The following is a 17465-nucleotide window of genomic DNA, read 5'->3' as shown; positions in this document are numbered from 1 at the left end:
TTAACTTTGCAGGCGCTTTATTGGCCTGCCAATATGACATAAACTAAAAAGAAAGAAATGAAGAAAAGAAATTACCTGAGTGATGTCGAAGATAGAAGCGGAAACGCTTTCTCTGTAATTGCTGATTTTGAGGGGAATGAAGAACAATTGATGGACATTGAGGTAGAAGAGGTTTTACCGATATTGCCTCTCCGAAATATGGTATTGTTCCCTGGGGTGTTTATGCCGGTATCTGTAGGAAGAAAATCTTCCCTCAAATTGGTGCGTGAAGCAGAAAAGAAAAATTCTTATATAGCTGTTGTATGCCAAAAGGTGGCTGAAACAGAGACACCTCTGTTTGAGGATTTACATACCATCGGTACAGTTGCCAAGATAGTACGTGTGCTTGAAATGCCAGACCAGACAACTACAGTCATTCTGCAAGGCTCCAAACGTATGGAACTGAAGGAGATTACGGATACGACTCCTTATCTGAAGGGACGGATAGCTACGCTGAATGAAGAACTTCCGGAGAAGAATGACAAGGAATTCCATGCATTGGTAGAGGCGTGTAAAGACTTGACAGTACGCTACATCAAGTCATCCGATATGTTTCCGCAGGATTCGGCATTTGCCATCAAGAACATTACCAATCCAATGTTTTTGGTAGACTTTATCTGTACGAACCTGCCACTCAAGAAAGACGAAAAGATAGAACTGCTCCGTATCGACTCTTTGCGGGCGCGTACCTACCGCCTGCTTGAGATTCTGAATCGTGAAGTGCAGCTTGCCGAAATCAAAGAGTCTATCCAGATGCGTGCACGTGAGGATATAGACCAGCAGCAGCGTGAGTATTTCCTGCAGCAGCAGATTAAAACCATTCAGGATGAGCTGGGTGGCGGCGGTCAAGAGCAGGAAATAGAGGAGATGCGTAAGAAGGCGGAGACCATCAAATGGAATGATGAGGTGAAGGCTACGTTCCTGAAAGAGGTGGATAAGTTGGAACGTACCCATCCCCAGTCTCCCGACTATAGCGTGCAGCTGAACTATCTGCAGACGATGCTTAGTTTGCCGTGGGGCATTTATACGACGGATAATCTGAGCCTTGTCAATGCAGAAAAGACACTAAACAAAGACCATTATGGTTTGGAGAAGGTGAAGGAACGCATTCTGGAACATCTTGCTGTATTAAAGCTGAAAGGCGATATGAAATCACCCATCATCTGCTTGTATGGCCCTCCGGGTGTGGGAAAAACCTCTTTGGGGCGTTCCATTGCTGCCGCCTTGAAGCGTAAGTATATCCGTATGTCGCTGGGAGGCGTGCATGATGAAGCTGAGATTCGCGGTCATCGTAAAACCTATATCGGTGCCATGCCGGGACGGATTATCAAGAATCTGATAAAGGCAGGTTCCTCCAATCCGGTATTTATTCTGGATGAAATAGACAAGGTGAGTGCCGACCGCCAGGGAGACCCCTCCTCTGCCCTCCTCGAAGTGCTCGACCCGGAACAGAACACTACATTCCATGATAACTTTCTGGATGTGGACTATGATTTGTCCAAAGTGATGTTCATCGCTACTGCCAATAATCTGAATACCATCCCCGGACCGTTGCTGGACCGTATGGAGCTGATTGAGGTAAGCGGCTATATCACGGAAGAAAAGATTGAGATTGCCCGCCGCCATCTGGTTCCGAAGGAATTGGAGGCAAACGGTATGAAAAAGAATGATATCAAGATTCCGAAGAACACACTGGAAGCCATTATAGAGAATTATACCCGTGAGAGCGGCGTGCGCGAACTGGAAAAGAAAATCGGAAAGATACTCCGTAAATCTGCACGCCAATATGCTACGGACGGTTATTTTGCGAAGACCGAAATAAAACCGGGAGACTTGTATGAATTCCTGGGTGCACCCGAATATACCCGGGACAAGTATCAGGGTAATGAGTATGCAGGGGTGGTGACCGGTCTGGCGTGGACTGCCGTAGGTGGTGAAATACTTTTCGTGGAAACCAGCCTGAGCCGTGGCAAGGGCGGACGTTTGACATTGACCGGTAATTTGGGTGATGTAATGAAAGAGTCGGCCATGCTGGCACTGGAATACATCAAGGCGCATGCCTCCCTGCTGAATCTTGACGAAGAGATTTTTGATAACTGGAACATCCACGTCCATGTGCCCGAAGGTGCCATTCCGAAGGACGGTCCTTCTGCCGGCATCACGATGGCTACTTCCCTCGCTTCTGCCCTCACCCAGAAAAAGGTGAAGGCAAATCTTGCCATGACAGGCGAAATAACACTCCGTGGCAAGGTACTTCCGGTAGGAGGCATCAAAGAGAAGATACTGGCTGCCAAGCGTGCCGGTATCAAGGAGATTATCTTGAGCGACGAGAACCGCAAGAATATAGAAGAGATACAGGATATATATCTGAAAGGACTGACTTTCCACTATGTGAAAGATATTAAGGAAGTGTTTGCCATTGCGCTGACTGATGAAAAAGTAGCCGATGCCATCGACTTGTCCGTAAAGAAAGAAAAGACCGAAAAGAAAGAGGAATGACATTCGAGTTACAATATACAGACAGCAAGACCAATGCACGTGCCGGACTGATTACTACTGACCACGGGCAGATTGAGACACCTATCTTTATGCCGGTAGGTACAGTGGGAACAGTGAAAGGCGTGCATCTGCCTGAGCTGAAAGAGGATATAAAGGCGCAGATTATATTGGGTAATACCTATCATCTTTATCTGCGTCCGGGACTGGAAGTGATAGAGAAAGCCGGTGGACTGCATAAGTTCAACGGCTTTGACCGTCCTATGCTGACAGACAGCGGCGGTTTCCAGGTATTCTCGTTGTCCGGTATCCGCAAGTTGCGCGAAGAAGGTGCGGAATTCCGTTCACACATCGACGGTAGCAAGCATATCTTTACACCGGAGAAGGTGATGGATATAGAACGGACTATCGGTGCAGACATCATGATGGCCTTTGATGAATGTCCTCCGGGGGATTCGGACTACGAATATGCCAAAAAATCACTGGGATTGACACATCGCTGGCTGGACCGTTGTATCAAGCGTTTCAACGAAACAGAACCGAAATACGGTTATCAGCAATCCTTATTTCCCATTGTGCAGGGGTGCGTCTATCGCGACCTCCGCGAGCAGTCAGCAGAGTTTGTTGCCTCTAAAGGTGCTGACGGTAATGCCATTGGTGGTCTGGCTGTGGGCGAGCCTGTAGACAAGATGTACGAGATGATTGAGCTGGTGAACGGTATTCTTCCCAAAGACAAGCCTCGCTATCTGATGGGAGTCGGGACCCCGGTAAACATTCTAGAGGGCATTGAACGCGGTGTCGATATGTTCGACTGTGTGATGCCTACCCGCAACGGACGCAACGGCATGTTGTTTACCAAGGACGGCATCATGAACATGCGCAACAAAAAATGGGAAATGGATTTCTCTCCCATTGAAGCAGACGGTGCCTCCTACGTAGATACCATGTACAGCAAGGCATACTTGCGCCATCTGTTCCATGCACAAGAGCTGCTTGCCATGCAGATAGCATCTATCCACAACTTGGCTTTCTATCTGTGGCTGGCAGGCGAGGCACGTAAGCATATCATTGCAGGCGACTTTGCTACCTGGAAACCGATGATGGTGAAACGCGTATCGACAAGATTATGAGAAAAATGAACTGGAGGATATGGAAGAATATAAAGCTGCCGAGAGGTAAATTCCTGAAGCGGCTGGACTGGTACATTATTAAGAAGTTCCTGGGTACATATGTCTTTGCCATCGCATTGATTATCTCCATTGCGGTGGTGTTCGACTTCAACGAGAAGATGGACCGCTTCATGTCTCATGAAGCGCCGTGGAATGCTATTGTCTTTGATTATTATCTGAACTTCATCCCCTACTTTGCCAATCTGTTCAGTCCGCTGTTTGTATTTATCGCCGTAATCTTCTTTACTTCCAAACTGGCGGAGAACTCGGAGATTATTGCCATGTTCTCTACGGGAATGAGTTTCAAGCGTATGTTGCGTCCTTATATGGTATCTGCGGCAATCATTGCGGTAGTGACGTTCTGCCTCGGGTCTTATGTCATTCCCAAAGGCAGTGTGACACGTATCAATTTTGAGGACAAGTACTACAAACCCCGTAAGGCGAATACGGCACGGAACATCCAGCTGGAAGTGGATTCGGGGGTAATTGCCTATATCGAACGTTTTGAAGACTACAGCAAGACCGGTTATCGCTTTTCTTTGGACAAGTTCAATGACAAGCAACTGGTCTCCCACCTTACAGCCCGTTCCATTACCTACGACACGACGGCCGTGCATAAGTGGAAAATCAAGGATTATATGATTCGCCAGATGGATGGCATGAAAGAGAGTATCACGAAGGGTGACCGCATAGACACTACCCTTTTTATGGAGCCTGCCGACTTCCTGATTATGAAGAACCAGCAGGAGATGTTGACCAGCCCTCAGCTAAGCGAGTACATCAACAGGCAGCGGCAACGCGGCTTTGCCAACATTAAGGAATTTGAGATAGAGTACCACAAACGCATTGCCATGTCGTTTGCCTCCTTTATCCTGACGCTGATTGGAGTGTCTTTGTCTTCCAAGAAAACGAAAGGTGGAATGGGATTGCATTTAGGTATAGGCTTGGCATTGAGTTTCTCTTATATTCTGTTTCAGACCATTGCTTCCACATTTGCCGTGAACGGCAACATGCCTCCGGTCATCGCTGTGTGGATACCGAATATAATGTATGCCTTCATTGCATTCTATCTATATAGGAAAGCGCCGAAATAAGCATTCTAAACCTCTACTTCAGCTTGCTCAAGTTGAGGTTTGGCGTACTAAAGCAGAGGTTTAGGATGTTTGTCTCTGGAAGCCCATTAAAATAAGAAGCCCCTCCCACTCTTGCGTTGTACAAGTGCGGGAGGGGCTTTTTGTTGTATTCATTTTCCTCTTTTGTTCTGTTCCCTTTTTTGCCGGAAAGAGACGTCGGTTTCTAGGGAACACCCTCACTTTCGTCTTACAGGTTTTTTAAGTTGCTGTTGTATGCACCGGGCATCAGCAAGCTTAATTCAAGTAAGCGGAAAGTTCTGCAGCAGAGATGTTTTTGGCAATAATTACACCATTATCATCTAGTAAATAGTTAGTGAATCCGCGGCCTAAGCGATATTTCTTAAAGAGGCCGGAATATTCGCCTTTAGTTTCCACGAAACAAGTGGGCGTAACTATTTGGTCCTTACGGATGGTTTCTTCAAAGATTGACTGATACTCATCGAATGAAACTGAAACCATCTTCACATTGTTGCGGGCAGTAGAGCGAAGCGCATTGCTCAAACTTGCGTTTTGCATCCGGGACTGCGCGTCGTAACTTGCCCAAAAACTGAGCAATACATACTTTCCTTTCAAGTCTGAAAGTTCGGTTTGGGATTGCTCTGCCGACATGGTTTGGATTTTGAAATCCGGGGCCATGTCACCCACATTCAAACCTCCGGTAGGTTTGTCTTTTTCTACAAAAGAAGTCAAGGAACTTATTAGTAATACAACAAAAATCCATTTTGCATATTTCATGCGGCACGGTTTTGGTTAATACTATCCGGGACTGTCCTTCAACAGTGATTTCTTCCCGGAACATCGTCTTGTCAAAGCCTTGAATAGTGATAAAGACACTGATAATCAAAGCTTTTAATTGTGAAATCGGGTGCAAAGGTAAGTAATTCCTAAACAAACTTCCAAATAAACAAGCATTTTTCTCACTTTTTAGAGGCATATTTTTATGTTATTTAGCATAAATAGCGGGAATTTTCCTTACTTTTGTAGCCTATTATTCTATCAAAAAGATGACTTATGCAACCATTGAACACTGAACTCATCCTGATACGTATTACGGGTGAAGACCGTCCGGGACTGACAGCTTCCGTGACGGAAATTCTGGCGAAATATGATGCTACCATTCTGGATATTGGCCAGGCAGATATTCACAATACTCTTTCGTTGGGCATTTTGTGCAAGACGGAAGAACAACACTCGGGGTTCATTATGAAGGAACTGCTTTTCAAGGCTTCCTCCCTGGGAGTGACTGTCCGTTTCTACCCCATTACTACCAAAGAGTACGAGGATTGGGTGAATATGCAGGGAAAGAACCGCTATATTCTTACTTTATTGGGGCGTAAGTTGTCTGCCCGTCAAATATCTGCCGTTACCCGTATTCTTGCAGAGCAAGGCATGAATATCGATGCCATCAAGCGCCTTACAGGACGTATCCCGCTGGACGAATGCGAATCGCGTACACGCGCCTGCATCGAATTTTCCGTTCGTGGCACTCCGAAAGACCGTATTGCCATGCAAGAACAGTTAATGAAACTGGCAACCGAACTGGAAATGGATTTCTCTTTCCAGTTGGACAATATGTACCGCCGGATGCGCCGCCTCATTTGCTTCGATATGGACTCTACGCTGATTGAAACGGAAGTGATTGATGAATTGGCCATACGTGCAGGTGTGGGCGACCAGGTGAAGGCCATTACCGAACGTGCCATGCGTGGTGAGATAGATTTCATCGAGAGCTTTCGCGAACGAGTGGCTTTGTTGAAAGGATTGGATGAGTCCGTGATGCAGGAGATTGCAGAGAATCTTCCCATTACGGAAGGTGTGGATCGCCTGATGTATGTTTTGAAGAAATACGGTTACAAGATAGCTATTCTTTCGGGAGGGTTTACCTACTTCGGGCAGTACCTCCAGAAGAAGTACGGTATAGACTATGTGTATGCCAACGAGCTGGAAATAGAGGATGGCAAACTGACCGGCCGCTATCTCGGTGATGTAGTCGACGGTAAGCGTAAGGCGGAGTTGCTGCGTTTGATAGCTCAGGTGGAGAAAGTGGATATTGCGCAGACTATTGCTGTGGGCGACGGTGCCAACGACCTGCCCATGCTGGGAATTGCCGGCCTTGGAATCGCTTTCCATGCAAAGCCCAAAGTAGTTGCCAATGCCAAGCAATCCATCAACACCATCGGCTTAGATGGCGTACTTTACTTTCTGGGATTTAAGGATTCATACATTGATATTCCCCGTTGAAGGCAGATGCTTGAAACAAATTTGCAAGCCCTTGAGATAATTATTGTCCCAAGGGCTTATTTTTTTACTGTAAGAGTCTATTTTATAAGTCTTTTTCCTATCTTTGTACGCAAATTTAAAAGAGATACATGAAGTTTTCAGAACTACATTTAAATGGCGATGTGCTGGAGGCACTGGATGCCATGCGCTTTGAAGAGTGCACCCCCATACAAGAAAAATCAATTCCCGTCATACTCGAAGGTCGAGATTTAATAGCAGTGGCACAAACCGGAACGGGAAAAACAGCCGCATATTTGTTGCCTATATTGAACAAGCTTTCAGAGGGCGGACACCCTGCCGATGCCATCAATTGCATTGTCATGGCTCCTACCCGCGAGTTGGCGCAACAGATAGACCAACAGATGGAAGGTTTCTCTTATTTCATGCCGGTTTCCAGCGTGGCTGTGTATGGCGGTAATGACGGAATACTGTTCGAGCAGCAGAAAAGAGGGTTGACACTGGGTGCTGATGTCGTTATTGCTACCCCGGGGCGTTTGATAGCCCATCTTAGCCTTGGTTATGTAGATCTTTCCCGTGTCTCTTATTTTATTTTGGATGAAGCAGACCGGATGCTGGATATGGGATTCTATGATGACATTATGCAGATTGTCAAGTTTCTCCCTAAAGAGCGGCAGACCATTATGTTCTCTGCTACCATGCCTGCCAAGATACAACAGTTGGCTGGCAACATTCTGAACAATCCCGCCGAAGTGAAGTTGGCGGTTTCCAAACCAGCGGAAAAGATTGTGCAGGCAGCCTATGTCTGCTACGAGAATCAGAAGCTGGGCATCATCCGTAGCCTCTTTGCAGAGGAGACGCCGGAACGCGTCATCATCTTTGCTTCTTCCAAACTGAAAGTGAAGGAAGTGACCAAAGCCTTGAAGCAGATGAAACTGAACGTTGGTGAAATGCACTCCGATTTAGAGCAGGCACAGCGCGAAGAAGTGATGTACGAATTCAAGGCAGGACGTATCAATATCCTGGTAGCTACAGATATCGTTGCGAGAGGTATTGATATCGATGACATCCGTCTGGTGATAAACTATGACGTTCCCCACGACAGTGAAGATTATGTGCACCGCATCGGACGTACGGCGCGTGCCAATAATGACGGCGTAGCCATCACTTTCGTTTCCGAAAAGGAGCAGGGGAACTTTAAGAATATCGAAAAATTCCTGGATAGGGACATCTATAAGATACCGGTTCCCGAGGAGCTGGGCGAAGCCCCCGAATACAAGCCGAGAGCATTTGACGGAGGAAGACGGGGCGGCCGTGGAAACGGACGTAAGCCAGGAGGAAACAAGAACGGCCGTAACAACAGTAAAGGTGGAAAGCCCAGAGCCAAACGTCCACAGAATGGCGGCGAGAAGAAATAAACATTGTGGTGAAGAAAAGAAATAGAAAAAGCGGATTTATTCCGCTTTTTCTATGTTCATTGTATTGTCAAAACCAATAATCATATTTACCAAATTGTATACGGAACTTTCGGGTATGCCGAGGGTTGCCTGATAATGGTACCCCTTACTATCCACACCCATGAAATTCATATCGGCAAGAATGGCCTGGTCCAGCATTTCGGCAGGGAATATATCCGCAAACATCTTTTTAGTGATGTCCTGGCCATAAAGCATCTTCTTCCCTTCGTATACACAGATGTGGATTACATTATCATAATACACATTGTCCACACTGATTCCATTTTCAGAATAGGAAGTCTTGAAAACCTTCATCTTTGAGGGGTTGATATATACATATCCCCTATATCTTGTATTCTTGTATGTTACGATACTGTCTTTCTTTATCACTTCCGGAGTAGTAGAAATGACCTCCACTTCTCGACTGGTGAAAACCAAAGAATCTTCCGCATTCTCTGATTTATGCAGTTTAATTACTTCGTCGGCCAGCGAGTGGAACCAGAAGCTGTATTCCGTTTGACGGTCTATCTTATAGGCCACCGGTTCATTGCTGTATATGTAGATTGTATCGTGAACAACCTTGAAAGGTACGGGAGCGCTTTGCGGGTTGGCATAATATACCGTATCCCCTTCGATGCGCATCAACGGCATTTCTGTTTCATCGTTCACCCAGATGCCTTGTAACAGTTGTTTTGCAATGAGGTCTTCCTTTACGGAAACCTCTCCTGTTTGTCTGTTGCTGCATGAGGCCAATGAGACAACAAGTACAATGAGAATCGCACTTCCTTTTATTGTCATAACGTCCCTATTTATTTCTTTTCTTTTTTCTGCAACTTTATTTTCCGATGCAATGATATGTGAAACCTTGTTCTTCCATATCTTTCTTGTCGTAAATGTTACGTCCGTCCAATACCAACGGCTGCTCCATGGTTTTCTTGATGACTGCCCATGAAGGCAGGCGGAATTCTTTCCATTCGGTCACCAGCATCAGTGCATCTGCATCCAGCGCAGCATCATACATATCTGTCGCATAATAAATACTTTCTCCTATGCGACGCCGGCATTCGTTCATGGCAGCCGGGTCGTAGGCACGTACTTTACAACCGGCCTTCAGTAGCTTGTCAATCAATACCAGAGCCGGGGCTTCACGCATGTCATCTGTTTCGGGTTTAAAGGCCAGCCCCCAAATGGCAATGGTCTTTCCCTCCAAATCATTATTGAAATGCTTCTGCAGCTTTTCGAATAAGATGCTCTTCTGTTTCTCGTTCACCTCCTCTACTGCATGGAGTACGCGCATCTTGTAGCCGTTCAGTTCAGCCGTTTTAATCAGTGCCTTTACATCCTTAGGGAAGCATGAACCGCCGTAACCTATCCCCGGATAGAGGAACTTGCGTCCGATACGGGTATCCGAACCGATACCACTGCGCACCATGTTTACATCCGCTCCCACCAATTCGCACAAATTGGCAATGTCGTTCATGAAGCTGATGCGGGTGGCAAGCATGGAGTTAGCTGCATACTTTGTCATTTCTGCAGAAGGGATGTCCATAAAGATGACACGGAAGTTGTTCAGCAGGAATGGTTTGTAGAGCTTGCTCATTATCTTCTTGGCTCGTTCGGACTCTACTCCCACCACTACACGGTCGGGACTCATAAAATCGTTGATAGCATTACCTTCTTTCAGAAACTCGGGATTCGAAGCGACATCGAAGTCAATGTTCATCCCTCTCTTATCAAGTTCTTCTTGAATGGTAGCCCGCACTTTTCTGGCAGTACCTACGGGAACGGTACTTTTGGTTACCACCAACACATATTTCTGCATATTGCGTCCAATGGTGCGGGCAACTTCCAGCACATAGCTCAAGTCGGCACTTCCATCCTCATCGGGTGGTGTACCTACGGCACTGAATACCACTTCCACCTCATTCAGACAACTCTCCAGAGACGTGGTGAATTGCAGGCGTCCTGCTTTCACATTCCGGCTAACCATTTCTTCCAGTCCATTTTCATAGATAGGAATAACACCCTTTTTCAGTGACTCTATCTTTTCACTGTTCGTGTCTACGCAAATAACGTTGACACCGATTTCCGCAAAGCAGGTTCCGGTTACCAAACCGACGTATCCTGTACCGACAATGGCTATTTTCATATTTTATTCATAATAGACCGCATCCTTGAACGATACGGCATGTCCGTCTTTATCTGATAATAGAAGCTGTTCCGTAGCAACGGGCCATTCAATACCGATGGTTTCGTCGTCAAAACGGATGGATGCCTCGGATTGTGGTGCGTATACGTTGTCTACCTTGTATGTAAAGACAGCTTCATCGCTCAGCACCAGAAAACCGTGGGCAAAACCACGCGGAATGAAGAATTGTCTTTTGTTCTCCTCACTTAGCTCCACACTGACATACTTTCCGAAAGTGGGAGAAGATTTTCTTAAGTCGACAGCCACGTCCAGCACTTTTCCCTTAATGACACGTACCAGTTTGGCCTGGCTGCAATCACCCTTCTGGTAATGAAGACCACGTAATACACCGAAAGAGGATTTGGACTCATTGTCCTGGATGAAGTGAACGTTTCCGACATGTGCACGGAACTCTTCTTCCTTAAATGCTTCCATAAAGTATCCGCGGGCATCATGGAATACTTTCGGCTCAATCAGCCATACGCCGTCAATCTCTGTTTGTATGTAGTTCATTTTCTTAAAATGTTTTATGTACTTTCAGTTGGAATCCAAAATTGTCTCCATATATCTCTCCCATATCCAATGCAAGGGACGCGTTGAAGCACCAGCCCTTCCATTTACGGGGAATATAGTAAAACGATGCAAAAGTAGAAAAATTTTCTAATATATCGGGTATTGGACGATGAGGAGTTCCCCAAGTTCTGTTGTGGGACAATTTTGCCACATATCTCCACTCACTGCTGATGTCGCCGCTCCATCCCAGATGCAGGGCCTTAACGCGATTGTACTTGAAACTCATATCGCCATCCTTATTATAGATAGGCGATGCTATCAACGGATTGGCTATCGCCATACCCCAATGTGCCCATCCTGGGTAGTAACCGTTGTTGTAGTAGTTGTCGGCTCCTCCGGTCTTACCTACTACAGAATTTTGCAAACCGTGCAGTGGACCGCTCATATTGGTAGTCTGGAGATATTCGATAACGATTCCGTTGATGGCTTGTCTATGGTTGGATTTATATTCCACACCCCATAAGCCATCCCAACCGTTGAGTTTGGCCATGGCGGAGAAGTCATCAAAATGATTGTCCAGATAGGCGCTGATGGAGAAATCTTCCTTAGGACGATAAGTCATTTTGATATATTCGCTACCCAGAAAATTGCCTTGGAAAGCCAGATGTTCACCTACCGGTCCGTCCTCACGCCCGTGGCCGGGGAAGAATACGCGTACGTAATCCTTCCATCCGTTGCCCAAGTCTCCCGATTCGGAACCTCCAATCTTGTATCCTCCGAATTGGGTGTCGAGGGTCATTCCGAGTTCCAGTTGCCATTTTCCTTTGGGTATACCGATACGCAGGAACCCTTCTTTATGATGGTATTTGATACTCTTGGTGTACCAGTATTTTTCTCCGACTTGCTCCCGCTGGTATTTGTTATCTGTAAACCATCCGTACGAGATTTCTCCTTTCAGGCCTAAACGGGGTAGCAACTGTACATACTCGGGTATGCCTATCTGTACTTGTGGGATGGGACGCGCATTACCCGACCAGGTCATGCCGCCACTGCTCAGCTCTTGATTCAGCAATGGAGAATTCTGTTCCCGGCTTCCGGCAAAGAATCCAAACCACTTGTAACGGATGTCTACGTAAGCCTGCTGTACAATGAAGGAGGTCGTGCTGAATCCGGCTGCTGCAACCAAATCCAGTGCTTCTTCAAACTTCCATTTTCCAAGTTGGTGTTTGTAGGATATTCCTCCACGTATGTAAGTATTGTTGTCGAGCGAAGTGAGTCCTTGCTGGTTGCTGACCTGCCAAAGAGGAGTATTGTCACCGGTATGCAGGGCTGCTCCATATTCTACGAATGAGGACAGCTGCTGTGCCAGCATCGTGTTCTTTCCTATGAACAAGAAAACCATCAGACAGAAAATAATACGCATAATAGTCTTTTGTTAAGTGTTTAGGTTTGTATACTCTTGCGAGGACAATTGTCTTTCTATTCTTGACGAGTATAGTTAAACGGTACAAAAGTAGAAATTTTTCCGGTAAAAATTCCTTCTCTTGCCAAAAAACCTTTTTCAAATACATTTTCAATGTGCAATGTTCATAATTTGTTGATAAGAAAAAAGCTCTGAAACTAGCGTATATCCGATATTTCCGCTACTTTTGTAGCATGATTGAATTAGCACAGCACATAGAAGTATTGTTATTGGAGAACGATTGTGTCATTGTTCCCGGTTTGGGAGGATTTGTAGCTCATTATACTCCGGCAATGAGAGTAGCGGAAGAGAATGTTTTTCTGCCCCCTACCCGTATTATCGGTTTCAATCCTCAACTGAAGATGAATGACGGCTTACTTGTACAATCCTATATGGCTGTCTATGATACTGATTTTTCTGATGCTACGCGGATTGTAGAAAAAGAAGTGGCGCATATATTCACTGCTCTCCATGAAGAAGGTAAGGTGGATTTGCCCAACATTGGCGAATTGCGTTACTCCATTCATGGTATTTATGACTTTGTTCCCTATGACCACAAGATAACCACTCCTTACTTATATGGGTTGGATAGTTTTGAAATGCAGGAACTGGCGGAACTGAAGAAACCGTACATGGAAAAGACCATCCGTTATTCTGTTCCAGTTGTGCCGGAAGACAAAAAGCGAAGGTTTGAGATTAAATTCAACCGTTCCTATTTGTCGAATGCGGTTGCCATGATTGCAGTGGTTGCCTTGTTTTTCTTTTTGTCTACACCGATAGAGAATACGGAAGTGGTTGAAGGAAATTATGCGCAATTACTTCCGAATGAACTTTTTGAGATGATAGAAAAGGAATCCCTTGCCATTAATCCGATTGTTGTTAGCCGGAAGGCCGACACTCCGAAAGCGTCGGCTCAAAAAAACACGGGGCAGAAGGCAAAGAAAAAGGTGGTTCCGGTTGCCGTAAGAGAGGTTAAGGTGGGCCAAGCTAACGCGCAGAATGCTCCGGTTGTTTCTCAGCCTAAGCAGCAGGCGGCAGAAGTGTCCTCTTCAACATCTGTAACAACAAAGAGTGAAATTCAAAAGACCACAGCAGGGACTGTCGCCCCGTCACTTGTCTCTGCACAGAAATACCACGTCATCATTGCCAGTGTAGGTACTGAGAAGGATGCCGAAGCAATGGCAAAGCAACTGATTGAAAAAGGTTACCCTCATGCAAAAGCAATTGTTGGAGATGGTAAAATGCGTGTCAGCATTGAGTCTTGTGGCACAGAAACAGAAGCATATCAGGCATTGAACAGAGTTCGCCAGAATGAAACGTATAAGAACGCTTGGGTATTAAAGAAGTAGAAAGTAATCTACCCTTGCTTTATTTTTTAATTCTTTAATTTTTAACTATCATGAAGCGTATCCGTTGTCCCAAATGTGAGAATTACTTAACATTCGATGAAACCAAGTATACCGAAGGCCAATCACTGGTCTTTGTATGTGACCAGTGTAAGAAGCAGTTCAGTATCCGTTTAGGTAAATCAAAGATGAAAGCCCCTCAAAAGGAAGAACGTCCGGATGAAGCGGAGTTTAAAGAGGCTTTTGGCAGCATCACGGTCATTGAGAACGTGTTTGGTTTTAAGCAGGTACTTCCATTGCAAGAAGGTGACAATATCATAGGCCGGCGTTGCGTGGGGAATGTTATCGATGTGCCGATTGAGACTTCGGATATGAGTATGGACCGGCGTCACTGTATCATTAATGTAAAGCGTAATAAGCAGGGAGTGTTGATTTATACCTTACGCGATGCTCCCAGCCTGACGGGAACTTTCCTTAATAATGAAATTTTGGGTGACAAAGACCGTATTCGCATTGAGGATGGAGCCATTGTAACTATTGGTGCCACTACTTTTATATTGCGGGCAGCAGAGCAGGAAAGCCTTTAGACAAAAAAGAAAACTGTGGCTTAATTATTTCCCATCAAATGTGGTATAAATAAAGCAGACCGTATAAAAACTCCTTTTGTACGGTCTGCTTGTTTAAAATCATAGGAATTAAAGAATACCTTTTACTGTTTCCTGCATGCCTTTTTCTTGGATGGATTTTAAGAAGCAGGTAATCATGTCTGTCAATCCTGGAACGGTATTCAAGTCTCCGTGTTCCCCCCAGATAAGGTCTTTGGCTGCCAATACGCCTTCTGCCACTTTGCGGGTATCCCCCGTTGCCCAAAGGTCTTTCAATAACTGCATGATTTCGGGAGCATCATTCGGGATGATTTCTGTGCCGTCTGCGCGGGTACCTCCTTTGTAGTACGTGATGATGGCAGCCAGTCCCAATACCAGACCTTTCGGCAGTTCTCCTTTACGTTTCAAGTAGGTTTTCAGGCCAGGAAGGTCACGGGTTTGGTATTTAGGGAAAGAGTTCAGCATAATACTGGTTACGGCATGGTCAACAAACGGATTGTTGAAGCGCTCCAATACATCTTCTGCAAACTTTTTCAATTCGTTTTTCGGCAGGTTCAACGTTTCCATCAGCTCGTCAAACATCACTTTATGGATGTATTGTCCGATTATAGGATGCTGGCAGGCATCGCGTACAATATTTACCTCCGACAGATAGGCTACTGGAGACAATACGGTATGAGGTCCATTCAGCAAGGTTACTTTTCTTTCGTGGTAAGGTTCTTCAGAAGGAACAAACAATACATTCAGTCCGGCTTTGTCGGCAGGGAATTCTTCGGCGACTTCTTGCGGAGCCTCGATGACCCATAAATGGAAAATTTCAGCCTGCACTACCAGATTGTCATCGTACTGTATCTTTTCTTTTATAGCGGCAATGTCTTTGCGGGGGAATCCTGGAACGATACGGTCCACCAGTGTTGCATACACACCGCAGGCTTCCTCAAACCAAGCTCTGAACTCATCACCCAATTGCCATAATTCAATGTATTGATAGATTGTCCCCTTCAACTTGTGGCCATTCAGGAAGATGAGTTCGCAAGGGAAGATAATCAGTCCTTTGCTCTTGTCGCCGTTGAATGTCTTGAAGCGGTGATACAACAGCTGTGTCAGTTTGCCCGGATAAGAAGACGCCGGTGTATCTGTCAGCTTACAAGCAGGGTCAAAGGCTATACCTGCTTCCGTCGTGTTGGAAATGACAAAACGCATTTCCGGTTGTTCGGCCAATTTCATGAACTCATCGTTTTGAGTATAGGGGTTTAAGGCACGGCTGATTACATCTATCATAGTCAGACTGTTGATGGTTTCTCCTTTATCCAGACCTTGCAGATTTACATGATAAAGGTCATCCTGGGCATTCAGCATGTCAACCATACCTTTATCAATGGGTTGGACTACTACCACATTGCTGTTGAAATCGGTCTTTTGATTCATGTTATAAATAATCCAATCCACAAATGCGCGAAGGAAATTACCTTCGCCAAACTGGATAATGCGTTCCGGGCGTTGTGCTTTGGGAGCAGTTTCTTTGTTTAATGCTTTCATTTAAAAAATGATTTAAATGGTTGATATGTAATTTTTTAATTATTCAAACTCAAAGTAAAAGTCTATGTTTTCCTTCATCAATATGTCGATGGGCATGTATTTCACTGCAGTGACCGGTCTTTTAAATACCACGTGGTTGCATAAAGTCTTTACGCCACAATAGCCTTGCAGGCTTGGACGTTGACCGATGAGAAAGGTTACTTCACCGGTTTTCAGGAACTCTGTATTTTTGTGTAAAAGGTCATATCCCACAAGTCCTGCCAGCTTCCACCCCTTTTCGTGCAGATAACTTGCCACTTGATAAACACGGGAATTAAAAACAGCTCCCAGTACGGCTTGGGGATGTTCTTTAAAAAAAGCATCCAATATCCGTCTGTTGCCGTCAGTATCTTCCTTGTGCAACACAATGTCATGGATAGTCAAATCCTTATGTTCCTCGGAAAGGTATTGCATGAACCCCTCGAGGCGGCGTTGCATCTGGATTTCTGCCGGATTGTTTTTCTGATTGCTCAGGAATAACACAAGCTCCTGCCCTTTTTCATAGCTACGCATCAGAATCTTGGCAGCAATGTATCCGCTGGTTTTGGAATCTTGTCCGATATAACACAAGGCATGCGTCTGTTCAATATTGAAGTCTATGAATGCATAGGGAATATCCGCTTCCTCCAAATAAGTAGTGAGTTTTATGGTCTCCTCTCGGAAATTCGGGGCAACAAGTACGGCGTCGGCATTTTCCTCCCGGAGCACAGCACATGCTTCTTTATAGGAGGATTTGTCCGCATGCCGATAGTACAGATAGCTAACCCCAACATTGAACGGCCGTAATTCTTGTGCGGCACGGTCAATTCCCGCTGCTACAGCATGCCAATAATCATGTTCTATATAATAAGGTATAATGCAGACAATATGATAGCGCTTTTTAGCCGCCAGCCCGATGGCAAACATATTGGGATGATAATCTATCTCGTCGAGTACTTTCTGGACTTTTTCCCTACTGGAAACGGATACGTCTCCGCGGTTGTGCAGTACGCGGTCTACAGTGCCGGCAGAGACGCCGGCCATGCGTGCTATGTCTTTAATGGTATAGTTCTTGTTTTCCATCTTGAGGTATGCTGCCTAAGGCGGTAAAGGTGAGACGTCTGAAGCTTAAATATTATAAATATTCGCCGCAAAGATACGAATTATTTTGTTTCTCCAAGTAAAATTTCTACTTTTGTGTTCGATAACGGTTAATAAAACTAAAAACAATTATACGACCTATTAGCTTTACAATCAATACT

General features: G+C 45.3%; 14 protein-coding genes. 7 read left to right on the top strand and 7 right to left on the bottom strand.

Annotated features, from left to right (window positions below; translation table 11 throughout):
* Positions 1 to 57: 57 nt before the first annotated feature.
* From lon to DW947_RS06980, 3 genes are read left to right on the top strand one after another with little or no spacing between them, the layout of a single operon-like run.
* A complete protein-coding gene (gene lon, locus DW947_RS06990) occupies positions 58 to 2538 on the top strand; it encodes an endopeptidase La (protein WP_005825468.1) in 2481 nt (826 codons plus the stop codon).
* A complete protein-coding gene (tgt, locus tag DW947_RS06985) occupies positions 2535 to 3665 on the top strand; it encodes a tRNA guanosine(34) transglycosylase Tgt (RefSeq protein ID WP_005825470.1) in 1131 nt (376 codons plus the stop codon). The genes lon and tgt overlap by 4 nt, the downstream gene beginning before the upstream one ends.
* Entirely contained in the window at positions 3662 to 4798 is a 1137-nt protein-coding gene (locus DW947_RS06980; protein WP_005825471.1) for an LptF/LptG family permease, read from the top strand. Before tgt ends, DW947_RS06980 begins: the two co-directional genes overlap by 4 nt.
* Positions 4799 to 5071: 273 nt before the next feature.
* Here DW947_RS06980 and DW947_RS06975 read toward each other — a convergent pair whose 3' ends face one another.
* Entirely contained in the window at positions 5072 to 5572 is a 501-nt protein-coding gene (locus DW947_RS06975; RefSeq protein WP_005825473.1) for a thioredoxin-like domain-containing protein, read from the bottom strand.
* A gap of 276 nt (positions 5573 to 5848) precedes the next feature.
* Here DW947_RS06975 and serB point away from each other — a divergent pair, with 276 nt between their 5' ends.
* Positions 5849 to 7078: a phosphoserine phosphatase SerB gene (serB, locus tag DW947_RS06965; RefSeq protein WP_005837143.1), complete on the top strand. Its 1230-nt coding sequence runs from the start codon at positions 5849 to 5851 to the stop codon at positions 7076 to 7078.
* 128 nt (positions 7079 to 7206) lie between these two features.
* Positions 7207 to 8493 carry a DEAD/DEAH box helicase gene (locus tag DW947_RS06960; protein WP_044467634.1) on the top strand — a complete coding sequence of 429 codons (1287 nt, stop codon included), beginning with the start codon at positions 7207 to 7209 and terminating at the stop codon, positions 8491 to 8493.
* A 36-nt stretch (positions 8494 to 8529) separates the two neighbouring features.
* Here DW947_RS06960 and DW947_RS06955 read toward each other — a convergent pair whose 3' ends face one another.
* The 4 genes from DW947_RS06955 to DW947_RS06940 are packed head-to-tail and all read right to left on the bottom strand — an operon-like array spanning position 8530 to position 12656.
* Positions 8530 to 9330 carry a DUF4738 domain-containing protein gene (locus tag DW947_RS06955; RefSeq protein ID WP_005837141.1) on the bottom strand — a complete coding sequence of 267 codons (801 nt, stop codon included), beginning with the start codon at positions 9328 to 9330 and terminating at the stop codon, positions 8530 to 8532.
* A 37-nt stretch (positions 9331 to 9367) separates the two neighbouring features.
* Entirely contained in the window at positions 9368 to 10681 is a 1314-nt protein-coding gene (locus DW947_RS06950; RefSeq protein WP_117962498.1) for a UDP-glucose dehydrogenase family protein, read from the bottom strand.
* Positions 10682 to 10684: 3 nt separating this feature from the next.
* On the bottom strand, positions 10685 to 11233 hold the full coding sequence (gene rfbC, locus DW947_RS06945) for a dTDP-4-dehydrorhamnose 3,5-epimerase (RefSeq protein ID WP_005825481.1): 549 nt from the start codon (positions 11231 to 11233) through the stop codon (positions 10685 to 10687).
* Between the two features lie 4 nt (positions 11234 to 11237).
* The gene (locus tag DW947_RS06940; protein ID WP_005837139.1) at positions 11238 to 12656 is read right to left on the bottom strand and encodes a capsule assembly Wzi family protein; all 1419 of its coding nucleotides are present in this window, start codon (positions 12654 to 12656) and stop codon (positions 11238 to 11240) included.
* Positions 12657 to 12889: 233 nt separating this feature from the next.
* Here DW947_RS06940 and DW947_RS06935 point away from each other — a divergent pair, with 233 nt between their 5' ends.
* Together DW947_RS06935 and DW947_RS06930 are read left to right on the top strand one after the other, a co-directional pair.
* On the top strand, positions 12890 to 14044 hold the full coding sequence (locus DW947_RS06935) for an SPOR domain-containing protein (RefSeq protein ID WP_005825483.1): 1155 nt from the start codon (positions 12890 to 12892) through the stop codon (positions 14042 to 14044).
* Between the two features lie 50 nt (positions 14045 to 14094).
* Complete coding sequence (locus tag DW947_RS06930) at positions 14095 to 14628, top strand: FHA domain-containing protein (protein WP_005825486.1); 534 nt, start codon at positions 14095 to 14097, stop codon at positions 14626 to 14628.
* Positions 14629 to 14736: 108 nt separating this feature from the next.
* On the opposite strand, the gene DW947_RS06925 is transcribed toward DW947_RS06930, so the two are convergent.
* Together DW947_RS06925 and DW947_RS06920 are read right to left on the bottom strand one after the other, a co-directional pair.
* A complete protein-coding gene (locus DW947_RS06925) occupies positions 14737 to 16185 on the bottom strand; it encodes a tagaturonate reductase (RefSeq protein WP_057281119.1) in 1449 nt (482 codons plus the stop codon).
* A 39-nt stretch (positions 16186 to 16224) separates the two neighbouring features.
* Positions 16225 to 17286: a substrate-binding domain-containing protein gene (locus DW947_RS06920; protein ID WP_044467637.1), complete on the bottom strand. Its 1062-nt coding sequence runs from the start codon at positions 17284 to 17286 to the stop codon at positions 16225 to 16227.
* Positions 17287 to 17465 lie beyond the last annotated feature (179 nt).

Origin of the sequence: Bacteroides sp. AM44-19 (assembly GCF_003603395.1) — a bacterium.
Taxonomy (GTDB): Bacteria; Bacteroidota; Bacteroidia; order Bacteroidales; family Bacteroidaceae; genus Bacteroides; species Bacteroides uniformis.
Note: the sequence above shows the minus strand (reverse complement) of the source record. Positions and strands in the feature narration are given on the sequence as shown.

Coding starts and splice junctions, on each gene's coding strand:
- lon (WP_005825468.1), top strand. CDS start 58: ATGAAGAAAAGAAATTACCTGAGTGATGTCGAAGATAGAAGCGGAAAC.
- tgt (WP_005825470.1), top strand. CDS start 2,535: ATGACATTCGAGTTACAATATACAGACAGCAAGACCAATGCACGTGCC.
- DW947_RS06980 (WP_005825471.1), top strand. CDS start 3,662: ATGAGAAAAATGAACTGGAGGATATGGAAGAATATAAAGCTGCCGAGA.
- DW947_RS06975 (WP_005825473.1), bottom strand. CDS start 5,572: ATGAAATATGCAAAATGGATTTTTGTTGTATTACTAATAAGTTCCTTG.
- serB (WP_005837143.1), top strand. CDS start 5,849: ATGCAACCATTGAACACTGAACTCATCCTGATACGTATTACGGGTGAA.
- DW947_RS06960 (WP_044467634.1), top strand. CDS start 7,207: ATGAAGTTTTCAGAACTACATTTAAATGGCGATGTGCTGGAGGCACTG.
- DW947_RS06955 (WP_005837141.1), bottom strand. CDS start 9,330: ATGACAATAAAAGGAAGTGCGATTCTCATTGTACTTGTTGTCTCATTG.
- DW947_RS06950 (WP_117962498.1), bottom strand. CDS start 10,681: ATGAAAATAGCCATTGTCGGTACAGGATACGTCGGTTTGGTAACCGGA.
- rfbC (WP_005825481.1), bottom strand. CDS start 11,233: ATGAACTACATACAAACAGAGATTGACGGCGTATGGCTGATTGAGCCG.
- DW947_RS06940 (WP_005837139.1), bottom strand. CDS start 12,656: ATGCGTATTATTTTCTGTCTGATGGTTTTCTTGTTCATAGGAAAGAAC.
- DW947_RS06935 (WP_005825483.1), top strand. CDS start 12,890: ATGATTGAATTAGCACAGCACATAGAAGTATTGTTATTGGAGAACGAT.
- DW947_RS06930 (WP_005825486.1), top strand. CDS start 14,095: ATGAAGCGTATCCGTTGTCCCAAATGTGAGAATTACTTAACATTCGAT.
- DW947_RS06925 (WP_057281119.1), bottom strand. CDS start 16,185: ATGAAAGCATTAAACAAAGAAACTGCTCCCAAAGCACAACGCCCGGAA.
- DW947_RS06920 (WP_044467637.1), bottom strand. CDS start 17,286: ATGGAAAACAAGAACTATACCATTAAAGACATAGCACGCATGGCCGGC.